At 45.0% G+C, this 16,866-nt stretch carries 17 protein-coding genes and 1 tRNA gene; 7 read left to right on the forward strand and 11 right to left on the reverse strand.

The features are described 5' to 3' along the window. Positions 1–6: 6 nt before the first annotated feature. The gene (locus ACYVRA_RS17085; RefSeq protein ID WP_461253943.1) at positions 7–2,802 is read right to left on the reverse strand and encodes a formylglycine-generating enzyme family protein; all 2,796 of its coding nucleotides are present in this window, start codon (positions 2,800–2,802) and stop codon (positions 7–9) included. A gap of 177 nt (positions 2,803–2,979) precedes the next feature. On the opposite strand from ACYVRA_RS17085, the gene ACYVRA_RS17090 reads away from it, so the two are divergent. Next, positions 2,980–3,162, forward strand: coding sequence for a hypothetical protein (locus tag ACYVRA_RS17090; protein WP_461253944.1), 183 nt, complete (start codon positions 2,980–2,982; stop codon positions 3,160–3,162). Positions 3,163–3,185: 23 nt separating this feature from the next. Here the strand turns inward: ACYVRA_RS17090 and ACYVRA_RS17095 are convergent, their stop codons facing one another. Next, the gene (locus ACYVRA_RS17095) at positions 3,186–4,007 is read right to left on the reverse strand and encodes an Rpn family recombination-promoting nuclease/putative transposase (protein ID WP_461253945.1); all 822 of its coding nucleotides are present in this window, start codon (positions 4,005–4,007) and stop codon (positions 3,186–3,188) included. Between the two features lie 304 nt (positions 4,008–4,311). Here ACYVRA_RS17095 and ACYVRA_RS17100 point away from each other — a divergent pair. Beyond that, positions 4,312–4,385: transfer RNA gene (locus tag ACYVRA_RS17100), tRNA-Ala, on the forward strand. Between the two features lie 70 nt (positions 4,386–4,455). Here ACYVRA_RS17100 and ACYVRA_RS17105 read toward each other — a convergent pair. From ACYVRA_RS17105 to ACYVRA_RS17135, 7 genes are all read right to left on the reverse strand, one after another. Then, positions 4,456–4,641, reverse strand: a complete 186-nt coding sequence (locus ACYVRA_RS17105; protein WP_461253946.1) for a DUF6440 family protein — start codon at positions 4,639–4,641, stop codon at positions 4,456–4,458. Between the two features lie 669 nt (positions 4,642–5,310). Further along, positions 5,311–7,473, reverse strand: a complete 2,163-nt coding sequence (locus ACYVRA_RS17110) for an FAD-dependent oxidoreductase (protein WP_461253947.1) — start codon at positions 7,471–7,473, stop codon at positions 5,311–5,313. A 9-nt stretch (positions 7,474–7,482) separates the two neighbouring features. Then, entirely contained in the window at positions 7,483–9,285 is a 1,803-nt protein-coding gene (locus ACYVRA_RS17115; protein ID WP_461253948.1) for an NADH-ubiquinone oxidoreductase-F iron-sulfur binding region domain-containing protein, read from the reverse strand. A gap of 7 nt (positions 9,286–9,292) precedes the next feature. Then, complete coding sequence (gene nuoE, locus ACYVRA_RS17120; protein ID WP_461253949.1) at positions 9,293–9,787, reverse strand: NADH-quinone oxidoreductase subunit NuoE; 495 nt, start codon at positions 9,785–9,787, stop codon at positions 9,293–9,295. Positions 9,788–10,031: 244 nt separating this feature from the next. Beyond that, the gene (locus tag ACYVRA_RS17125; protein WP_461253950.1) at positions 10,032–10,589 is read right to left on the reverse strand and encodes a hypothetical protein; all 558 of its coding nucleotides are present in this window, start codon (positions 10,587–10,589) and stop codon (positions 10,032–10,034) included. Continuing rightward, complete coding sequence (locus ACYVRA_RS17130; protein ID WP_461253951.1) at positions 10,586–10,741, reverse strand: hypothetical protein; 156 nt, start codon at positions 10,739–10,741, stop codon at positions 10,586–10,588. Before ACYVRA_RS17130 ends, ACYVRA_RS17125 begins: the two co-directional genes overlap by 4 nt. A gap of 428 nt (positions 10,742–11,169) precedes the next feature. Further along, positions 11,170–11,442: a hypothetical protein gene (locus ACYVRA_RS17135; RefSeq protein ID WP_461253952.1), complete on the reverse strand. Its 273-nt coding sequence runs from the start codon at positions 11,440–11,442 to the stop codon at positions 11,170–11,172. A 399-nt stretch (positions 11,443–11,841) separates the two neighbouring features. Between ACYVRA_RS17135 and ACYVRA_RS17140 the strand changes: the two genes are divergently transcribed. The 4 genes from ACYVRA_RS17140 (at position 11,842) to ACYVRA_RS17155 (ending at position 15,722) form a co-directional block, all read left to right on the forward strand. Next, positions 11,842–13,032 (forward strand): iron-containing alcohol dehydrogenase, encoded by a 1,191-nt coding sequence (locus ACYVRA_RS17140; RefSeq protein ID WP_461253953.1) that lies wholly within the window; start codon positions 11,842–11,844, stop codon positions 13,030–13,032. Positions 13,033–13,053: 21 nt separating this feature from the next. Next, positions 13,054–13,896 carry a sulfide/dihydroorotate dehydrogenase-like FAD/NAD-binding protein gene (locus tag ACYVRA_RS17145; protein ID WP_461253954.1) on the forward strand — a complete coding sequence of 281 codons (843 nt, stop codon included), beginning with the start codon at positions 13,054–13,056 and terminating at the stop codon, positions 13,894–13,896. After that, positions 13,893–15,284 (forward strand): NADPH-dependent glutamate synthase, encoded by a 1,392-nt coding sequence (gltA, locus tag ACYVRA_RS17150; protein WP_461253955.1) that lies wholly within the window; start codon positions 13,893–13,895, stop codon positions 15,282–15,284. Before ACYVRA_RS17145 ends, gltA begins: the two co-directional genes overlap by 4 nt. 159 nt (positions 15,285–15,443) lie before the next feature. Further along, positions 15,444–15,722, forward strand: a complete 279-nt coding sequence (locus ACYVRA_RS17155; protein ID WP_461253956.1) for a hypothetical protein — start codon at positions 15,444–15,446, stop codon at positions 15,720–15,722. Between the two features lie 305 nt (positions 15,723–16,027). Here the strand turns inward: ACYVRA_RS17155 and ACYVRA_RS17160 are convergent, their stop codons facing one another. Beyond that, positions 16,028–16,210: a hypothetical protein gene (locus ACYVRA_RS17160; RefSeq protein WP_461253957.1), complete on the reverse strand. Its 183-nt coding sequence runs from the start codon at positions 16,208–16,210 to the stop codon at positions 16,028–16,030. A gap of 1 nt (position 16,211) precedes the next feature. Beyond that, positions 16,212–16,466 carry a hypothetical protein gene (locus ACYVRA_RS17165; RefSeq protein WP_461253958.1) on the reverse strand — a complete coding sequence of 85 codons (255 nt, stop codon included), beginning with the start codon at positions 16,464–16,466 and terminating at the stop codon, positions 16,212–16,214. Between the two features lie 114 nt (positions 16,467–16,580). Here ACYVRA_RS17165 and ACYVRA_RS17170 point away from each other — a divergent pair, with 114 nt between their 5' ends. After that, positions 16,581–16,856, forward strand: coding sequence for a hypothetical protein (locus ACYVRA_RS17170; RefSeq protein WP_461253959.1), 276 nt, complete (start codon positions 16,581–16,583; stop codon positions 16,854–16,856). Positions 16,857–16,866: the final 10 nt, after the last annotated feature.

Raw genomic sequence — 16,866 nt, forward strand, 5'->3', positions numbered from 1 at the left:
TCATCTCTAATCGGCCACCATGACCAAGAATTCGCCTGAATAGGGCGTCGTCCCTTCATATACCACAACCGTTATCCAGTTATGCCCCGGCACAAAAGCCGCGTTGCTTGCATAAAGTGTAACGCTCTTTCCGCTTGCGACCATCGTTTCCCCGACAAACCATTCGTACTCATCAAAAATTTCCCCGATGTTCAGGCTGATGGATCCCCCACTACTTTTTGAGAAATCATTGGTGGTGGTTTTTTGTACGGTGATGATTTTTTCGGTGGGGCCGTAAAAGGAAAGATTAAAATAATCTCCAGGAATATAATTTATGGTAACTGTCTTTGGCGTACCACTTACGACATAGCCAACTTTGGCTACAGACACAGTCAAGGTTCCGCCGGACGTAAAGCCGCTTATTGGCAGGGTGTACGGATTGGAGCCGCTCAACGTCCCTTTGCTTACGCCGGACACGCCGCTCAATGTGATGTCGGAGGCGGTAAGCCCAGCAAGTGCTTTGTCAAAAGCCAATGTCAACTGCGTCGTAGTCTGAGTTGTGCTACCGTTGGCAGTAACGCTATTGAGGGTAACTGTGGTATTGCCGCCGCCATCTCCAACGGGGCACACCAGCCGGAAGCCGAGGGAGTCGCTCCAGCTGTTCGGGTAGATGCCGGTCCGATAAGTGGAACGAACATCCTCCGCCGACCTGTGCCAACTCCCACCGCGTAACACACGGCTAGACCCAAAGCCCACTCCCGTGGGATTGTTCTGCGCCCCGCTTGAATAATCCCCGTACCAGTCCCAGCACCACTCCCATACGTTCCCACTCATGTCATACAACCCCAATCCGTTGGGAGCCTTCTTCCCTGCTTCATGCGTCTTACTGTCACTGTTATCACTGTACCACGCCACGTCGCCTACAGTGTCGCTCCCTGAATACGTGTAATTCCCAGGCGAGCCGTTTCCTCCTTTAGCCGCATATTCCCACTGCGCCTCGGTAGGCAACCGGTAACCGTTGGAACCGTCCACTATTTGTACAGCGTCCCACGTCGAGTTATTACTTGTAGGTACGCTTCCCCATACTGTGGGATCAGTACTCCCAGATATTATATACGCAGGTCTTAACCCTTCCCTCATGCTCAACTTATTGCAGAATACTAAAGCGTCATACCAGCTTACCCCTACCACGGGCAGGTTACCCTGTACTTCCTCATACGCTGGTGATGAAGTAAAAGAACTCGGATTGTTCCCCATCACCGCCACCCATTGCTCCTGCATTACCTCATAATTGCCCATTTTAAAAGCACTCAGCGTTACCGTATGTACCGGTTTTTCACTACTGTAGCCTTCGTTTTTGACATCACCCATTTGGAAACTGCCGCCGGGGATTGAGACCATCTCGAAACTGACAGGAACATAAATATAAATAGCCTTTGGCGAACCGCTTATGTTGTAGCCGGATTTTGTAACCGACACGTTCAAGGTTCCGCCGGATGTAAAACCGCTTATCGGCAGGGTGTACGGATTGGAGCCGCTGAGCGTACCTTTGCTTACGCCTGAGACGCCGCTCAAAGTAATGTCGTTGGCGGAAAGCCCGGTAATCGCCTTGTCAAAAGTCAATGTCAACTGTGTAGTGGTCTGCGTTGAAGAACCATTGGCGGTAACACTGTTGAGGGTAACAGAGATGTCGTTGCCACTTCCATTGCCGTCATCGGGGCACACCAGCCGGAACCCGCAGTAGTCGATCTTGCCATACCCATAATACGGGTAGTCCCTGTACCAAGAAATAGAACGAATGTAACTTGCCGACATATCCCAACCCCCACCGCGTAGCATACGGAACCTATAGTCCGCTCCAGGGTACAAGTCCCAGCACCATTCCCACACGTTCCCGCTCATGTCGTACAACCCCAAACCGTTGGGTGCCTTCTTTCCCACTTCATGCGTTTTATTATCACTGTTACTTGAATACCACGCCACATCGCCTACATTGTTGCTCCCTGAATACGTGTAATTCCCAGGCGAGCCGTCCCCTCCTTTTGCGGCATATTCCCACTGCGTCTCAGTCGGTAAACGATAACCATTGGAACCACTCACAATTACTACTGCGTCCCATGTCGTTCTATTAGGAGCATCGTAGCTTGTTGGTATTGTTCCCCATGCCGCCGGATTGGTACTGCCAGATATGCTGTACGCCGGGTTTAACCCTTCCATCATGCTCAATTTATTGCAGAATACTAGCGCGTCATACCAGCTTACTCTTTCCACAGGACGCTTGCCCTGTACTTCCCCAGACGCGGGTGAAGAGGTAAAGTAACTAGGATTGCTTCCCATTACCGTCTGATACTTCTCCTGCGTTACCTCATACTTGCCCATGTAAAAGCCGCTCAGCGTTACCGTGTGTACCGGCATTACGTCGCCTAACCCGTCGGTTCCCAGTTCTTTCCCCATCTGGAAACTGCCGCCGGGTATCTGCACCATTTCAACGAGGCTATGATAAGCTATACTTACTGTCTTCGGCGAACCAATTATGGCATAGCCAGATTTGGCGGTCTCCACAGTTAATATTCCACCCGTAGTAAAGCCGCTTATCGGCAGAGTATAAGGATTGGAGTCGCTCAGCGTCCCTTTGTTTACGTTTGACACGCCGCTCAATGTGATGTCATCTGCGGTAAGCCCGGTAATCGCCTTGTCAAAAGTCAAGATTAGCTGGGTTGTGGTCTGCGTTGAAGAGCCGTTGGCGGTAACGCTGTTGAAGGTGACTGAGATGTCGTTGCCACTTCCATTTTTAGGGGCAAGAGGCTCCAATAACATTACCATTATTGGGTTTTCACAGGCGTTAAAGGAAAAGAGTATAAATATAAATAAAATAAGTAAAAATTTTCGTATTAATAAACGGAATAACATAAATTTATTATACAGCCATTAGGTTAATTTTGTCAATATATAGATTTGTACAATTTTATTTAAATATAAGTTAATTAGCCTAATATTATTATGGATTTCACGGTAGAGTACCTTGTAACCGGCGATGAAAAAACACCCGTTAAAATATCTCACAGTCATGAAATCAAAGAATTAATTCATGATTTTAAAATATTAAATAAAGATGACCGCAAAATGATCAAGGATATAATAAAATTATTTAAGTTAAGAGAAAACAAGAATGGCAAGGGGTAAATTAGTAATCCCCAAATAAAAAACTATAAACTCTTTATCTGCTCTTCAGTAAGACCGGTACATTCGACTATTTGGTCTACAGACAGATTAATTGCCTTCATCTTTCTGGCAGTTTCAATGGCTTTATCCTTCTTACCATCAAGATAGGAACCTTCAAGCTGGGATGCGCGATCCCGCCAGGCTTTTAGCCGCCTTTCGTGTTCCGCCTGTACCTGCTCGTCAGAGCTTAATTGGTACAGGGTGTCTACCGCTTTCCGTATCTCAGGATTTTTTACCGCTACCATCTCAAATTCCTCCTTCCGCTTAGCTCGCAGAAATTGCATCCATTCCCAGCCCGCACTCCCGTCGCTTAACGCGGGAACCTTCGGTAATTCCAAGGTATATATCTCTTCAGGGATCACTTCAAAAATAAGTCCGTTTTTTTTATTAGTAAACCTAAAAATGTTTACGTATTCGTTTGTTTCCGGAAACAATTCGTAATTGGTTATACAAATGCATATTACTTTTTGGATGACATGATACATCTCGCCCTTGCCTATTTGTTCCACTATAAGTTTTGATTTATAGAACGAAAGCCTTTGCCCTATGTTTCTTTCAGGATTTACTTGGATTTCAATATCAATCACTTTTCCGGTTTTTGTTTTTACCTTCACGTCCAAAATGCCCAGTTTGTCATCTTCGTTTTCCGGTTTAAGGGAAGTGTCAAGAAAACTCAACTCGTATTCTTCCTGCGGCAGTTCAACAAAGGCTTTAAGCAGGTCGATGAGCATACTTTTATTGCGTTCATCGCCAAAGAGAAGCTTAAAAATCCAGTCGTCCGTAGGAGGAAGAATTTTAAAGTCCATAAGAAAAGCATAGCAAAAAAAACAGATAAAAGCAATCATAATTATATGCTGTTTCTTCTCATAATTACATCCAGAAGAGTTCACACCAAGAACACAAAGAAAGAGAAGAACACAAAGAAGAATCAGAGGTCTTTGTCCGTTATCTTATCGTGAAGCTCATACCTAGCCCTCGGACAAAAACCCCTCTTCCCCCTTTGTGATCTTTGTATCTTTGTGATCTTAGTGTGAAAATCTTGCGAATAAAATTTAACCGAAAAGGCCACTTGACACATCTATATTAATTATATACAGTAAAGGAACTTCCGGGGGTGTAGCTCAGTTGGCTAGAGCGTTTGAATGGCATTCAAGAGGTCAGGGGTTCAATTCCCCTCACCTCCAGGAAATCTTTACATCTTTTTACCACACGATTGAGAATTTTAATCCATTAAACATAGCCGTGGGCTAATTATTAGGTGAGAAGAGGCTTTCCATCTTTGTCAACAAGAACTGTTACTGACGATTGATATATTAAATATTGAACACCTGTTTTTTTATCACGAATTATACGTGTATTGGGATAATACTTCGAATCACAACCTACCTTACCATCCATATCTTGTTCATACTTATATTCAAAACGTTGATCTGTTGCCATAATTTTACCTCCTATTGTATATTATCATAATCTTATTTATAATGCTACAATTCATGCACGTTTTATTATTGATAATCTGCGGCATTGTTCTCCTCTGGTTCGGTTTTTATATGTTTTTCGGCCCGCCTTCCCCGTTCTATCCAAGTCTTCCCTGGAGTAAAAAGAAAAAATTTAAAGGCAACACCGGCAGCGCTAAGGTTTGTCCTGTTTGTTCTACGCTTTTGTTAAAAGGAGATTTGATAAAAACTGTCGTTTTTCCTCCGGCAACTGAAAGCAGTATAGACCGCCTTATGTATATTAAGGGCTGTTATATCTGCCTTAATAACAATGTGCCTCGGCGTTGCCCAGTATGTAAAGCAGAACTAACTGTCGAGGACTTTCTTGTTGCGCGTATGTTCAAACGACCGTTCGCTAAGAACCATGTTCATGTGCTGGGATGTAATCGTTGTAGAAAAGTATAATTACAATGCATTATTCCCAAATTTTCTCTCGCAAAGGCGCGAAGGCGCAAAGAACGCGAAGCTCTTGTCCTATAGCTCATTATTGATCTAGATATATTAGTTTAACTACAAATCTTGAAGGAAAAACGATAATCTCACAAACAACAACTTTGCGCCTTTGCGCCTTTGCGAGAGGTCTTCTTTGTAATTATTTAACTGTTACAGAGTACTAATCTTTTTTCCCTACCTGCGCCACCGCGTCCTTAATGGGCGTTAGCCTGACATCTTCGCTGTCGGTGTATGCCGTTGTGGGAAGCTTTGCGTCTTTGCGCGGGGTAAGCGCTCCAGTGGGGCAGGTGGAAACGCAAAGGCCGCAGTTTGTGCAGTTTTTATCTTCACCTAACGGCAGGCTGAACGGCGGCTCTACCGTCGTGTCAAAACCGCGCCCTACAAAGCCGAATACGCCGCTTCCCGATTCAATGCAGATACGCACGCAACGGGCGCACAGGATACACTTGTTTCTGTCTCTTACTATATACCGATGACTGTCGTCAATGGGGTGTGTTGTCTGCTCTCCGCTTAATGCGTCCTGATCCGCGCCATATTCTGCCGCATACCGGCGCAGTTTGCACTCATCGGCATCAGCGCAACCGCAGGAAAGGCATCTTGACGCTTCTATCTTTGCCTGTTCTTCGGTGAATCCCAATTCAACTTCTTTAAAATTATTGCTGCGCTGTTCTTTAGTAAGCATGGGCATTTGCACTTTTTCAATTTTTTCTACACTGCTTCCCTTTTCATTTACAAAAGAAGCGGGATCAATGTCTTTATAATCTTTTGCTTTAACATGATAATAAGGCTCTTTTTCCACGGCGATAGTTTCACCTAACATATACTGGGACATAGCCATAGCCGCTTTTTTGCCGCCGGCTATAGCCATGATGGCGGTTTTTGGCCCTGTTACGCCGTCACCTGCGGCAAACACGCCGTCAATGCCGGTCATGGTAGTATTCTTGTCTATAACCAAACAATCGCGGTTAGTTGAAACATTACAGTCGTTATTTATAAAAGACAAATCCTGAGTTTGCCCGATGGCGGAAATTACATAGTCAACTTCGATATTGTACTCCGATCCGGCAATGGGACGGGGCGATCTTCTGCCGGAGGCGTCGCTTTCGCCAAGTTCCATTTTGGTAAGTTTCATCGTCACCTTACCGCCGCTCTCTGATACGCTTAACGGGTTATTCAACACTAAAAATTCAATGCCCTCTAATTGGGCTTCTTCAATTTCCGCTTCATCGGCGGGCATTTCGGCGATTGTTCTGCGGTAAACAAGTTTGACATTTTCAGCGCCAAGACGGACGGCTGTTCTTACGCAGTCCATCGCGGTATTGCCGCCGCCTACAACGGCGATTTTTTTGCCGTTAAAGTCGGGTTGTTTGCCCCTTGTTACGGAGCCGAGGAAATCCACGCCAATTAATACATGGGGGCAATTGCTTTCGCCGTCAACACCTAACGGATACCCCTTTTGCGAACCAATTGCCAAAAGAATCGAGTTAAAACCGTCGGCGTATAAGCTTTTTACGGTAATGTCTTTGCCGAATTCCTTGTTGTAAATAATTTCTACGCCAAGCGATTTAATAACGTTTATTTCTTCATCGAGCGTTTCACGCGGCAAGCGATAGGAGGGAATCCCGTAACGCAACATTCCGCCGGGACTTTCATGCTTTTCGTAAATTGTTACGCTGTGACCTTCCTGCGCCAGAAACCAAGCCGCCGTCAAGCCTGCTGGCCCCGCGCCGATAATAGCCGCTTTTTTTCCGGTAGCTGATTTTTTTGGGGGAAGGTAGGGAGCGTCTTTACTTAAATCAATGTCGGCGGCAAAGCGTTTTAAATTTGCAATGCCTATTTTGCCTTCAAAAATATTTCTGCGGCATTTTTTTTCGCACGGTCTTGGACAAATTCTTCCGCAGACAACTGGCAGGGGATTTGTCTGTTTAATCAACTCTAACGCTTCATCGTATCTGCCGTTAGCGATATGGTAGATATAACCTTGAACGTCGGTATGAGCGGGACATTCCAGGACACAGGGAGCGGTACAGTCGCCGTAATGCTGTGAGAGCAAAAGTTCAAGACAGGTTTTTCTTGATGTTTTTATCGCGTCAGATTCTGTGGTGATGACCATGCCGTCCCTAACCTGCGCTCCGCAGGAGAGCGGCACGCCCCGTTCCCCTTGAATCTCTACTCTGCAGATCATGCACGAACCGAACGGCTTTAAGCGCGGATCATGGCACAGTGTTGGAATAATGACGCCGTTTTCCTTGCAAGCGTCCAAAACCGACTGATCGCTTTTTGCTTCGCATTTTTTTCCGTTAATCGTTATATTTAAATTCATGTTAAAACCTCAATCCACTAAAATAGCCTTAAACTTACATGCGGATTTGCATATTCCGCATTTTGTACATTTGCTTTCGTCAATAGTATGCTTTTCTTTTACTTTGCCGCTGATAGCGTTTACAGGGCATTTTTTCGCGCACAAGGTACAGCCCGTACACTCATCCGTTATCTGAAACTTAATAAGCGCCTTACAATGATGAGTCGGGCATTTTTTATCTCTTATATGGGCGATGTACTCATCTTTGAAATAGCGTATCGTTGTAAGCACGGGATTTGGAGCGGTTTGTCCCAACCCGCATAAAGAGTTTGTTTTTATTTGATGGGCAAGCATCTCCAGTTTTTCCACATCGCCGTCTTTGCCCTTGCCGCTTGTAATTCTTTCCAGTATTTCCAACATCCGTTTTGTGCCGATTTTGCAGAAAGTGCATTTGCCGCACGACTCGGACTGCGTAAAATTTAAAAAGTACCGCGCAATATCAACCATGCAGTTGTCTTCGTCCATGACAATCATGCCGCCGGAACCCATAATAGCCCCGGTTTCAGCTAACGGCGCATAATCAATGATTGTGTCCATTTTGCTTGCCGGAATACAACCGCCGGAAGGGCCGCCCATTTGAACCGCTTTAAACGCCTTGCCCGATTTGGTTCCGCCACCTATGTCCATGACTACTTCTTTAATAGTCATTCCAATCGGTATTTCTACCAATCCGCCTTTTTTAATTTTTCCGGCTAACGCAAACACTTTTGTTCCCTTGCTTTGCTCCGTTCCAAAGGCGGCAAAAGCGGCGTATCCTTTTCTAATTATCCAGCCGATGTTTGCCAATGTCTCAACATTGTTGATGTTAGACGGTTTTCCAAAAAGCCCTCGGACTGCTGGGAATGGCGGACGTATACGAGGCATACCTCGGTGTCCTTCGATAGATTCAATTAGAGCGGTTTCTTCGCCGCAGACAAACGCGCCCGCCCCTTCTTTAATGTGCAAATTAAATTTTAAACCTGTGCCTAAAATGTTATTGCCTAAAAAGCCGCGCTCTTCCGCCTGCTTGATGGCTATTTTTAACCTGCGAATGGCGATGGGATATTCGGCGCGCGCGTAAACGTAGCCTTCTGTCGCGCCAATCGCGTAACCGCCGATAATTAGCCCTTCTATCACACTGTGCGGATCGCCTTCAAGGACGCTTCTGTCCATGAACGCTCCCGGATCCCCCTCGTCGGCGTTGCAGATAATGTATTTTTGATCGGCTTTGCTATCCGCCGCGAATTTCCATTTTGTGCCGGTTGGGAAACCCGCGCCGCCTCTGCCCTTTAATCCCGATTTTTGCACTTCTTCAATTACCTGCGCCGGAGTCATGGTTTTAATCGCTTTTTCCAGTCCCTTGTAACCGTCCGTTTTTAAAAAGTCGTCTATCGATTCAGGGTTTATATGACCGCAACGCATCAGAACAATTCTTTCTTGACGTGACATAAAATCTATTTCCGAGCCGCCGCCTTTGAAATCTAAAACGATGTTTTCTGTTAAAGGCTTGTTGTTGATGATATGGCTTTCAAAAATTTTCTTCGCCGTTTTTACGTCAACATCGCCGTAAATTGTTCTTGTTATTGTCTGTTCGCCAGGCGGGCCATCGCCGGATAGAACATCGCTTTCCGCAATTTCTATCATGGGTTCTTTGTAACACTTTCCCATACAACCGGTTTCGCTTAACTCAATATCAAGTTTTGATTCTTCGATAAGAGTTTTTAAAGCTTCTTTTACTTTTAGTCCGCCGGCAGCGATACCGCAGGAACCAAGTCCGATTATTATTTTTCTCATGTTATCGTTATTCCTTTATTTCCTGTTTTGCGAATTCCCTGATAACGCTTCGACCGGTATCAGGCGTCAGCCTTCCGTGAGTTTCGCTGTTTATCATGATGACGGGGGCAAGAGAACAGCACCCGAGGCAGGCGACTGACTCTACCGTAAACTGCTTATCGTTTGTCGTTCCGCCAAGCTCTATGCCAAGCTCCCTGCATATCGCGTCCGCTATCGTTTCCGCGCCATTTACATGGCACGCCGTCCCAAAACAAGCCCTTACAATGTTTTTTCCTACCGGCTTTAACCTGAACTGGGAATAAAAAGTGATGACCCCCATGATTTGGGACACAAATATTCCCGTTCTTTCAGACAGCCGTTTAATGACATCCTGGGGCAAATATCCGTACTTTCCCTGCAATTTCTGAAGAAGCGGGATAAGCTGAGACTCATCCCCCGTATAGTCTTTTAGCACATCCTCAAATAAATCCCAGTAATTTTCCGTTTGACCGCAATTACACATACATACTCCGTTTTTAAAGTATACTGAATTTGTTTTTTTAATCAATAACATATATTTACATTCCTACGGGCGGTTTTTGAGGGGAAAATGGCAAAAAACAGCCGTATTTGACTAGTAGTCAGTAACATCTAAATCATTACTATTAATTTGGATTTTTTCGAGAAGACTTCACACCAAGATCACAAAGGAACAATCGAACCTTCGGTTCGCGAGCACAAAGGGGGAATGAGCAATGAAGAAAGTCTTATAGGTAAAGGTCTTTTCTCATGCTGATTGTCTTACGGTTTTTATTGTAGAGTTCGCTGTTTTTCATAAAACCGTTTTTTTTATAAAAAACAATAATACCGTCATCATGTTCAAGGTCTGCGTCTACCGTGAGGAATCGGCAGGCGCAATATTCGGTATTACAAGCCCATGCAAAGCGTTCCGCGCTGTCAATCATAAAAGACCCTATGCCTTTGTATTTTTCTGAAAAAGACTGATCAACCGCCAATTTTGCCAGTTTCATGGCGGGTATGGTACGGAATGGATAATTAAGATGATGGAGTTCCTTCTCGCTAAAGGACAGTTTTATCGCGTCCATAATAAGGGACATATAAGCCGCTATTTTACCTGTTAACTGTTCGGTAAGAAGCCATGTTAGTGCAACATGGTCATTCATTGAACGCAGTGCGTCATTTATAAGATAATCGTTGTATTCGGCAAGGGAACAGTTAAAACCTTGTAAAACATCATTAACTTTAAGGGGTTTCAGATAGAAATAACTTTTAACATTGTCAAGGCTTATTTTTATTTTGCTCATCTGCGTATCATTGCATCAATAATTTTAGCAACTTTTTCATGTCGTCTGTATACCGAAGCCGGAATGGGCTTTTGGATCTGCACAATGACTTCACGGGCTATTTTTTTATCTTTTATCTCCGTTGGTTGGACGGGTTTTACTCTGACTGCCATTTTGTTACCTCTATTCTAATATAGCTGTTTAATGAAAATTAAGCAAGGAACAATGAGCGAAAAAAAAGAATTGAAGAAGAACCTCTCGCAAAGGCGCAAAGGACGCAAAGGAATAGGGAAGAAAGTTAGGCTAGTGTTCCGTAAAAAACAGGCAACAAAATATTGCATTTTTGATTTTATTTTTTAAAAGCATAAGTGCGGGTAATTATGATAAAAATGAATAATTTACTATCCTTTTTCTTCATATTTTTATATATTTGCCAAATAGGTATTTTGTAATATGTATTTTACAGAACACTAGGCTTGTCGGGGATGTTAGGCAAGGCTTGTCTAGCCACAGTATTACAAGCTAATGGTAAACGGGCTTTTTGTGGTCGTGGATTTCGTTATCAGTTCTGGGCGGGTGTTTCCTCATGTCAAGCACAGCCTTAATTTTTTTTCATTTCGCCTTCCATTAGCCAGAACTTGACGGCTGTTCCATTGCCTTTCATTGAGATATATTCTTTATAAAAAGGCTGTCTAAGATTTCTAGGTATGGAAATGTCAAATATCCGATCTGAAAGAAAAGCCATTCTGTCGCTTCTTGCCTGTACCTTTGATTGCCACCTGACCACCAACAATGATAACGCCATTGCCAGTACTGATAACAGCAAGCTAGCCACACCGGTGATTGCCCCGAATAAATTTAAATTATTATCCATTTTGTCCTCCTGCTCCGCAAAGGTGAATTTAACTATAGCATACCGAAGTTCGGCTGACAAGGAATTATGCCGAAAAAAGGTGATAGGTACCCGAATGTGCGAATTGCCCATTACCGTCTGACCACTATAACACATAAATAGGGCTTTTTCGATGATACTTTTTTAATGTATTTTAGTGGTCAGACTGCCCTGCCTGTACTGAATAAATGCTTGGGCATACATCGACGGAAATTAATTTAGCGTAAAGCATGAATATTGCCTTCTATAATAATAGTTGACACTTTTTCCATAATTGTGTTAATATAATCTTACATACATAAAAATAATAATAAATAACAAATATGTATGGAACTGGAAAATGAAAGCCGGTTCAAAGTTGTTATTAAAAAGGAGTATTTTATGGGACGGTTTACCTTACCTCGTGACTTGTATCACGGTAAAAACGCGCTTGAGGCGTTGAAAACCCTCAAGGGGAAAAAAGCGATTGTAGTAGTTGGCGGCGGAAGCATGAAGAAATTCGGTTTTCTGGACAAGACCGTTTCGTATCTTAAAGAAGCGGGCATGGAGGTCGAGCTTTTTGAAGGTGTCGAGCCAGACCCCTCAGTGGAAACGGTTATGAAAGGAGCCGAAGCCATGAGAAAATTCCAGCCTGACTGGATTGTCTCTATCGGCGGCGGATCTCCCATCGACGCGGCAAAGGCAATGTGGGCTTTTTACGAGTACCCGGACACAAAATTTGAAACCCTCTGTACACCCTTTAGCTTTCCACCCCTGCGTACCAAGGCGAAATTCTGCGCCATTCCCTCAACATCGGGAACAGCCACGGAAGTCACCGCCTTTGCGGTAATCACCGACTACAAAAAAGGCATCAAATATCCGCTGGCGGATTTTAACATCACTCCGGACGTTGCGATTGTAGACCCCGCGCTTGCGGAAACAATGCCGCCCAAACTTACCGCCAATACCGGTATGGATGCCATAACCCACGGCATCGAAGCGTATGTGTCAACCTTGAATTGCGACTACACCGATCCTCTGGCTCTGCACGCGATAAAGATGATAAGCAAATATTTGATCGATTCTTTCAAAGGCGATAAAGAAGCGCGGGCGAAAATGCACAACGCGCAGTGTCTTGCAGGCATGGCTTTTTCCAACGCCCTTTTGGGGATCGTACACTCAATGGCGCACAAGACCGGCGCTGCCTATTCCGGCGGACACATAATACACGGCGCTGCCAATGCCATGTACCTGCCTAAGGTAATCCAATTCAACGCAAAAGAAAAAGTCGCAGCCGAGCGTTATGCGGAAATCGCCCACTTTATCGGGCTTCCCGCGAAAAACCCGGACGAGGGAACCAAATCTCTTGTTCATCACATCCAGAAGATGAACAAAGCGCTGGACATTGCTCCGTGTATTAAAACTTACGAAGGCGGTATTATAAGCGAGAAGGAGTTCCTTGAGAAATTGCCGACCGTAGCGGTTAACGCCGTAGGTGACGCCTGTACAGGATCCAATCCGCGCAAAATCGATCCGAAACAAATGGAACAGCTTCTTACAGCCTGTTTCTATGACAAAGACGTAGATTTCTAATTTATAAAAGGCGGGTTTAAAATGGCAAAGATTTTGCGAAAAAAAATAATGAATCCCACCGTCACCCTGATGGATGTGGAAGCGCCGCTTGTGGCTGCAAAGGCTCAACCGGGTCAATTTGTAATTGTCCGGGCCAATGCGGACAGTGAGCGGATTCCGCTTACCATTGCCGATTGTGACACTCAAAAAGGAAGCATTACCATTATCTTTCAGATTGTGGGAGCCACGACTTTCTGTCTGAATCAATTACAGGAAGGGGAGGCGATACATGATTTGGCGGGGCCTTTGGGAAATCCTTCAGACTGTTCGGCGAATAAAGTAGCCATTATCGGCGGCGGCGTGGGATCGGCGATTGCCTACCCGCTGGCGAAAAAGTTTTTTAATCAAAGGGCTGAGGTGCACGCCATTGTCGGTTTCCGCACCAAAGACCTTGTGATTCTTGAGGATGAATTCCGCGCGGTTTCGCACGACTTTGATCTTATGACCGACGACGGAAGCTATGGCAAGAAAGGGCTTGTAACCGAAGCGTTAAAAGCGTCCCTGGACAATGGCGTAAAATACGATGAAGTAATCGCCATTGGGCCGCTCATCATGATGAAATTTGTCGCAGCCACAACAAAGCCTTACGGCGTTAAAACTACCGTCAGCATGAACCCCATTATGATCGATGGAACGGGAATGTGCGGCGCATGCCGCCTGAGCGTTAACCACAAAATGAGGTTTGCCTGCGTTGACGGCCCGGACTTTAACGGTCATGAGGTTGATTTTGAAGAAGCCATGCAAAGGGGCAGCAGATACCGCCCCTTTGAGGCGAAGGCTTACGAGGCGACTTGTAACCTGTTTAAAAAGGCGGTGGCAAAATGAGCGCTAACTTAAGAACAACAAAAAATGAAATGCCGGTGCAGGACCCCAATATCCGCAACAGCAACTTTTTAGAAGTCTCTCTCGGTTACAGCGAGGAGCAGGCCATTGATGAGGCGAAACGCTGCCTGAACTGCAAAAACAAACCCTGCGTGGAACACTGCCCCGTCAACATCGACATTCCGACCTTTATCGGCTGCATTGCCGGAGGCGAATTTGAAAAAGCCTATCAAATTATCACCGAGCACAATTCGCTTCCGGCAATCTGCGGCAGGGTCTGTCCGCAGGAAAGCCAATGCGAAGGAAAGTGCGCCCGCGGCATTAAGGGCGAATCGGTCGGTATCGGCAGGTTGGAACGCTTTGCCGCGGATTACCACAACGCGCATAGCCCAACCTCGGATGCTGTAAAATTCTCGCCGACAAAAACCAAGAAAGTTGCCGTTGTCGGTTCAGGGCCTTCGGGTCTTTCCTGCGCCGGAAATCTGGCAAAGAAAGGTTACAGCGTTACGATTTTCGAGGCGCTTCACCGTGAAGGCGGCGTAATGATCTACGGCATCCCCGAATTCCGTCTGCCTAAGGCAATTGTTCAGCATGAGATTCAGGGCCTTAAAAATATGGGTGTTGAAATCGTCTGCAATACGATAATCGGAAAAACGCTTACCGTTGACGAGCTTCTTAATGAGCATGGCTATTCGGCGGTGTACATAGGATCAGGGGCGGGACTGCCCCGCTTTATGCACATTCCCGGCGAAGACCTGAACGGCGTCTTTGCGGCAAATGACTTTTTAACCCGCATCAATTTGATGAAGGCTTATATGGAAGGAAGTTCCACGCCTATTCAACATGCAAAAAAAACCGCCGTTATCGGCGGTGGAAACGTGGCGATGGATTCCGCGCGCTGCGCGAAACGGCTTGGGTCTGATGTTACCGTCATCTACCGCCGCACTGAAAAAGAGCTTCCCGCCCGAGCAGAGGAAGTGAAAAACGCGAAAGAAGAAGGCATTCATTTTATGTTCCTCACCGAGCCGGTAAAAATCGCTGGCGATGAAAGGGGCTGGGTTAAGATGCTTGTCTGCGAAAAGATGGCCCTGGGTAAACCCGACGCATCGGGCAGAGCCGAGTCGATTCCAATACCCGGAAGCGAAATAGACATAGATGTCGATTGCGTTATCATGGCTATTGGCACCTCACCCAATCCGCTTATCAGAAACTCAACAAAGGGGCTGGATACGCAGAAATGGGGCGGCATTATCATCGACGAGGCGACCGGCCAAACCAGCCGGAAGGGAGTCTACGCCGGAGGAGACGCGGTAACAGGAGCGGCCACAGTGATTCTTGCCATGGGCGAGGGAAAAAAAGCCGCAGCAGCAATTGATGCGTATTTGCAGTGATGTGTATGGGGCTGTCCAAAGAGAATATTTAACCACGGATGGTACGGAGTTACACGGAGAAAAAGAAGATTTTCATACTAAAACTCCGTGTTTCTCCGTGTACTTCGTGGTTAAATTTTACAACTTGACAGTAACGGCAGATATTACTATATTTAACGCATGACAATAACGCAAACTGTAACCATACCAGACGATCACAGAATAATGCTTGAAATCCCTCGTGACATACCGGCAGGGGAAACACAGGTAATAATTCAGTTTCCGGCAAAGGAAAAACATAAATCCGAAGGCAGCGGCATACCTCGCATTACCAGAAAAGAGATTGAAGCAATGCGGAAAAACAGCCCCCGTACTCAGGCAATATCAGGCATACTTTCAAGTCTTGGAGATGTTGATCTTGACGAATGGCGCATGAAAAGGCTGGCGAAACACCTCTAATGATAGTCCTGATTGATACCAATGTCGCATTAGATATTATGCTCCCAGTTCTATCCCTGCGGTAACGCCTGGACAGTTTTTGCAAATGTTTCCAGAAGATGACGATGGCGAATAGGAACTAAACTGAACTTTTTAGAATGAAATGTACATCATAGGCAGTGTCGCTTTTTTCCATAGAGGGATAATAAAGCGTTCTTTCGCATTTCGCCGCCATATTTGCAAACTTGCTACAGGCTTTTCCCTCTCCTCTACACGATGTATGCCCAAAGAATTTAATAGCGAAAATAATATCACTCTTTTAATGACTATGCCCCAACTAATTCTTTGTCATTTTTTACAAGGACTTGCATTTCATGGACAATCTCGCTTAGAGCGGCAAGACGGACAGCCATAGTTTCTTTTTTTGTCGCTTGGCGGTAATTGCCTTTTTCTACAGCGGCACCTACCTCGTTTACTATGTGTTCAACGTCAATTTCGTCATAATTCATACTATCTTCCTTCTTGTAACAAAAAATAATACTTTTTGGTTAATCTCATTGCATGAATGACTACAAGCCGATCCTGTTCGTCATCTTCAATTGCAATGATTTCCAAAGCCCTTCCTATATTATCAAATCCGATAAATAAACGCTTTACGGGAGGCTCGTTTATTACGATGTCATTGTGGGAATGCATTAAACAGAAAAAGATGCTTTCTTCTGATATTCCATGTTTAAGTGCGCTATCCAGAATGACAATATCCATGTTTCCTCTTATTCTAATTATACCACTTTTTATGGTTTTTTAAAACCTCTTTTCCCTCTCCTCTACACGATGTATGCCCAAGCATTTATTCAGTACAGGCAGGGCAGTCTGCCTATGGCAAAAACTCTGGGGGAGCCTGCCTACGAGCCTTTTCAGCGACTAAACAGCGTGGGTAGAAAGCTTTATCGAGGGTTTGTCGCTGAACTTTTATTCTCTGAATTTTCTTTGTTTTATTCCAAAGTCTCTCCGGCAGGGAACCCACAGAAGATGTTTTTGCCACAGTCAGCCTGCCCTGCCTGTACTCAAGGATTTATTGGGCATACATCTTCTAGCGGTAATAAGGCATTTACCACTAAATTAGCATTGACACACCATAAAAAATTACTATAAAATAATCGCA

This window comes from Treponema sp. R8-4-B8, from assembly GCF_054786175.1.

Excerpts from the sequence above, each read along its gene's own strand:
- ACYVRA_RS17085 (WP_461253943.1), bottom strand. The coding sequence starts at position 2,802 with ATGGTAATGTTATTGGAGCCTCTTGCCCCTAAAAATGGAAGTGGCAAC.
- ACYVRA_RS17090 (WP_461253944.1), top strand. The coding sequence starts at position 2,980 with ATGGATTTCACGGTAGAGTACCTTGTAACCGGCGATGAAAAAACACCC.
- ACYVRA_RS17095 (WP_461253945.1), bottom strand. The coding sequence starts at position 4,007 with ATGGACTTTAAAATTCTTCCTCCTACGGACGACTGGATTTTTAAGCTT.
- ACYVRA_RS17105 (WP_461253946.1), bottom strand. The coding sequence starts at position 4,641 with ATGGCAACAGATCAACGTTTTGAATATAAGTATGAACAAGATATGGAT.
- ACYVRA_RS17110 (WP_461253947.1), bottom strand. The coding sequence starts at position 7,473 with ATGAATTTAAATATAACGATTAACGGAAAAAAATGCGAAGCAAAAAGC.
- ACYVRA_RS17115 (WP_461253948.1), bottom strand. The coding sequence starts at position 9,285 with ATGAGAAAAATAATAATCGGACTTGGTTCCTGCGGTATCGCTGCCGGC.
- nuoE (WP_461253949.1), bottom strand. The coding sequence starts at position 9,787 with ATGTGTAATTGCGGTCAAACGGAAAATTACTGGGATTTATTTGAGGAT.
- ACYVRA_RS17125 (WP_461253950.1), bottom strand. The coding sequence starts at position 10,589 with ATGAGCAAAATAAAAATAAGCCTTGACAATGTTAAAAGTTATTTCTAT.
- ACYVRA_RS17130 (WP_461253951.1), bottom strand. The coding sequence starts at position 10,741 with ATGGCAGTCAGAGTAAAACCCGTCCAACCAACGGAGATAAAAGATAAA.
- ACYVRA_RS17135 (WP_461253952.1), bottom strand. The coding sequence starts at position 11,442 with ATGGATAATAATTTAAATTTATTCGGGGCAATCACCGGTGTGGCTAGC.
- ACYVRA_RS17140 (WP_461253953.1), top strand. The coding sequence starts at position 11,842 with ATGGGACGGTTTACCTTACCTCGTGACTTGTATCACGGTAAAAACGCG.
- ACYVRA_RS17145 (WP_461253954.1), top strand. The coding sequence starts at position 13,054 with ATGGCAAAGATTTTGCGAAAAAAAATAATGAATCCCACCGTCACCCTG.
- gltA (WP_461253955.1), top strand. The coding sequence starts at position 13,893 with ATGAGCGCTAACTTAAGAACAACAAAAAATGAAATGCCGGTGCAGGAC.
- ACYVRA_RS17155 (WP_461253956.1), top strand. The coding sequence starts at position 15,444 with ATGACAATAACGCAAACTGTAACCATACCAGACGATCACAGAATAATG.
- ACYVRA_RS17160 (WP_461253957.1), bottom strand. The coding sequence starts at position 16,210 with ATGAATTATGACGAAATTGACGTTGAACACATAGTAAACGAGGTAGGT.
- ACYVRA_RS17165 (WP_461253958.1), bottom strand. The coding sequence starts at position 16,466 with ATGGATATTGTCATTCTGGATAGCGCACTTAAACATGGAATATCAGAA.
- ACYVRA_RS17170 (WP_461253959.1), top strand. The coding sequence starts at position 16,581 with ATGGCAAAAACTCTGGGGGAGCCTGCCTACGAGCCTTTTCAGCGACTA.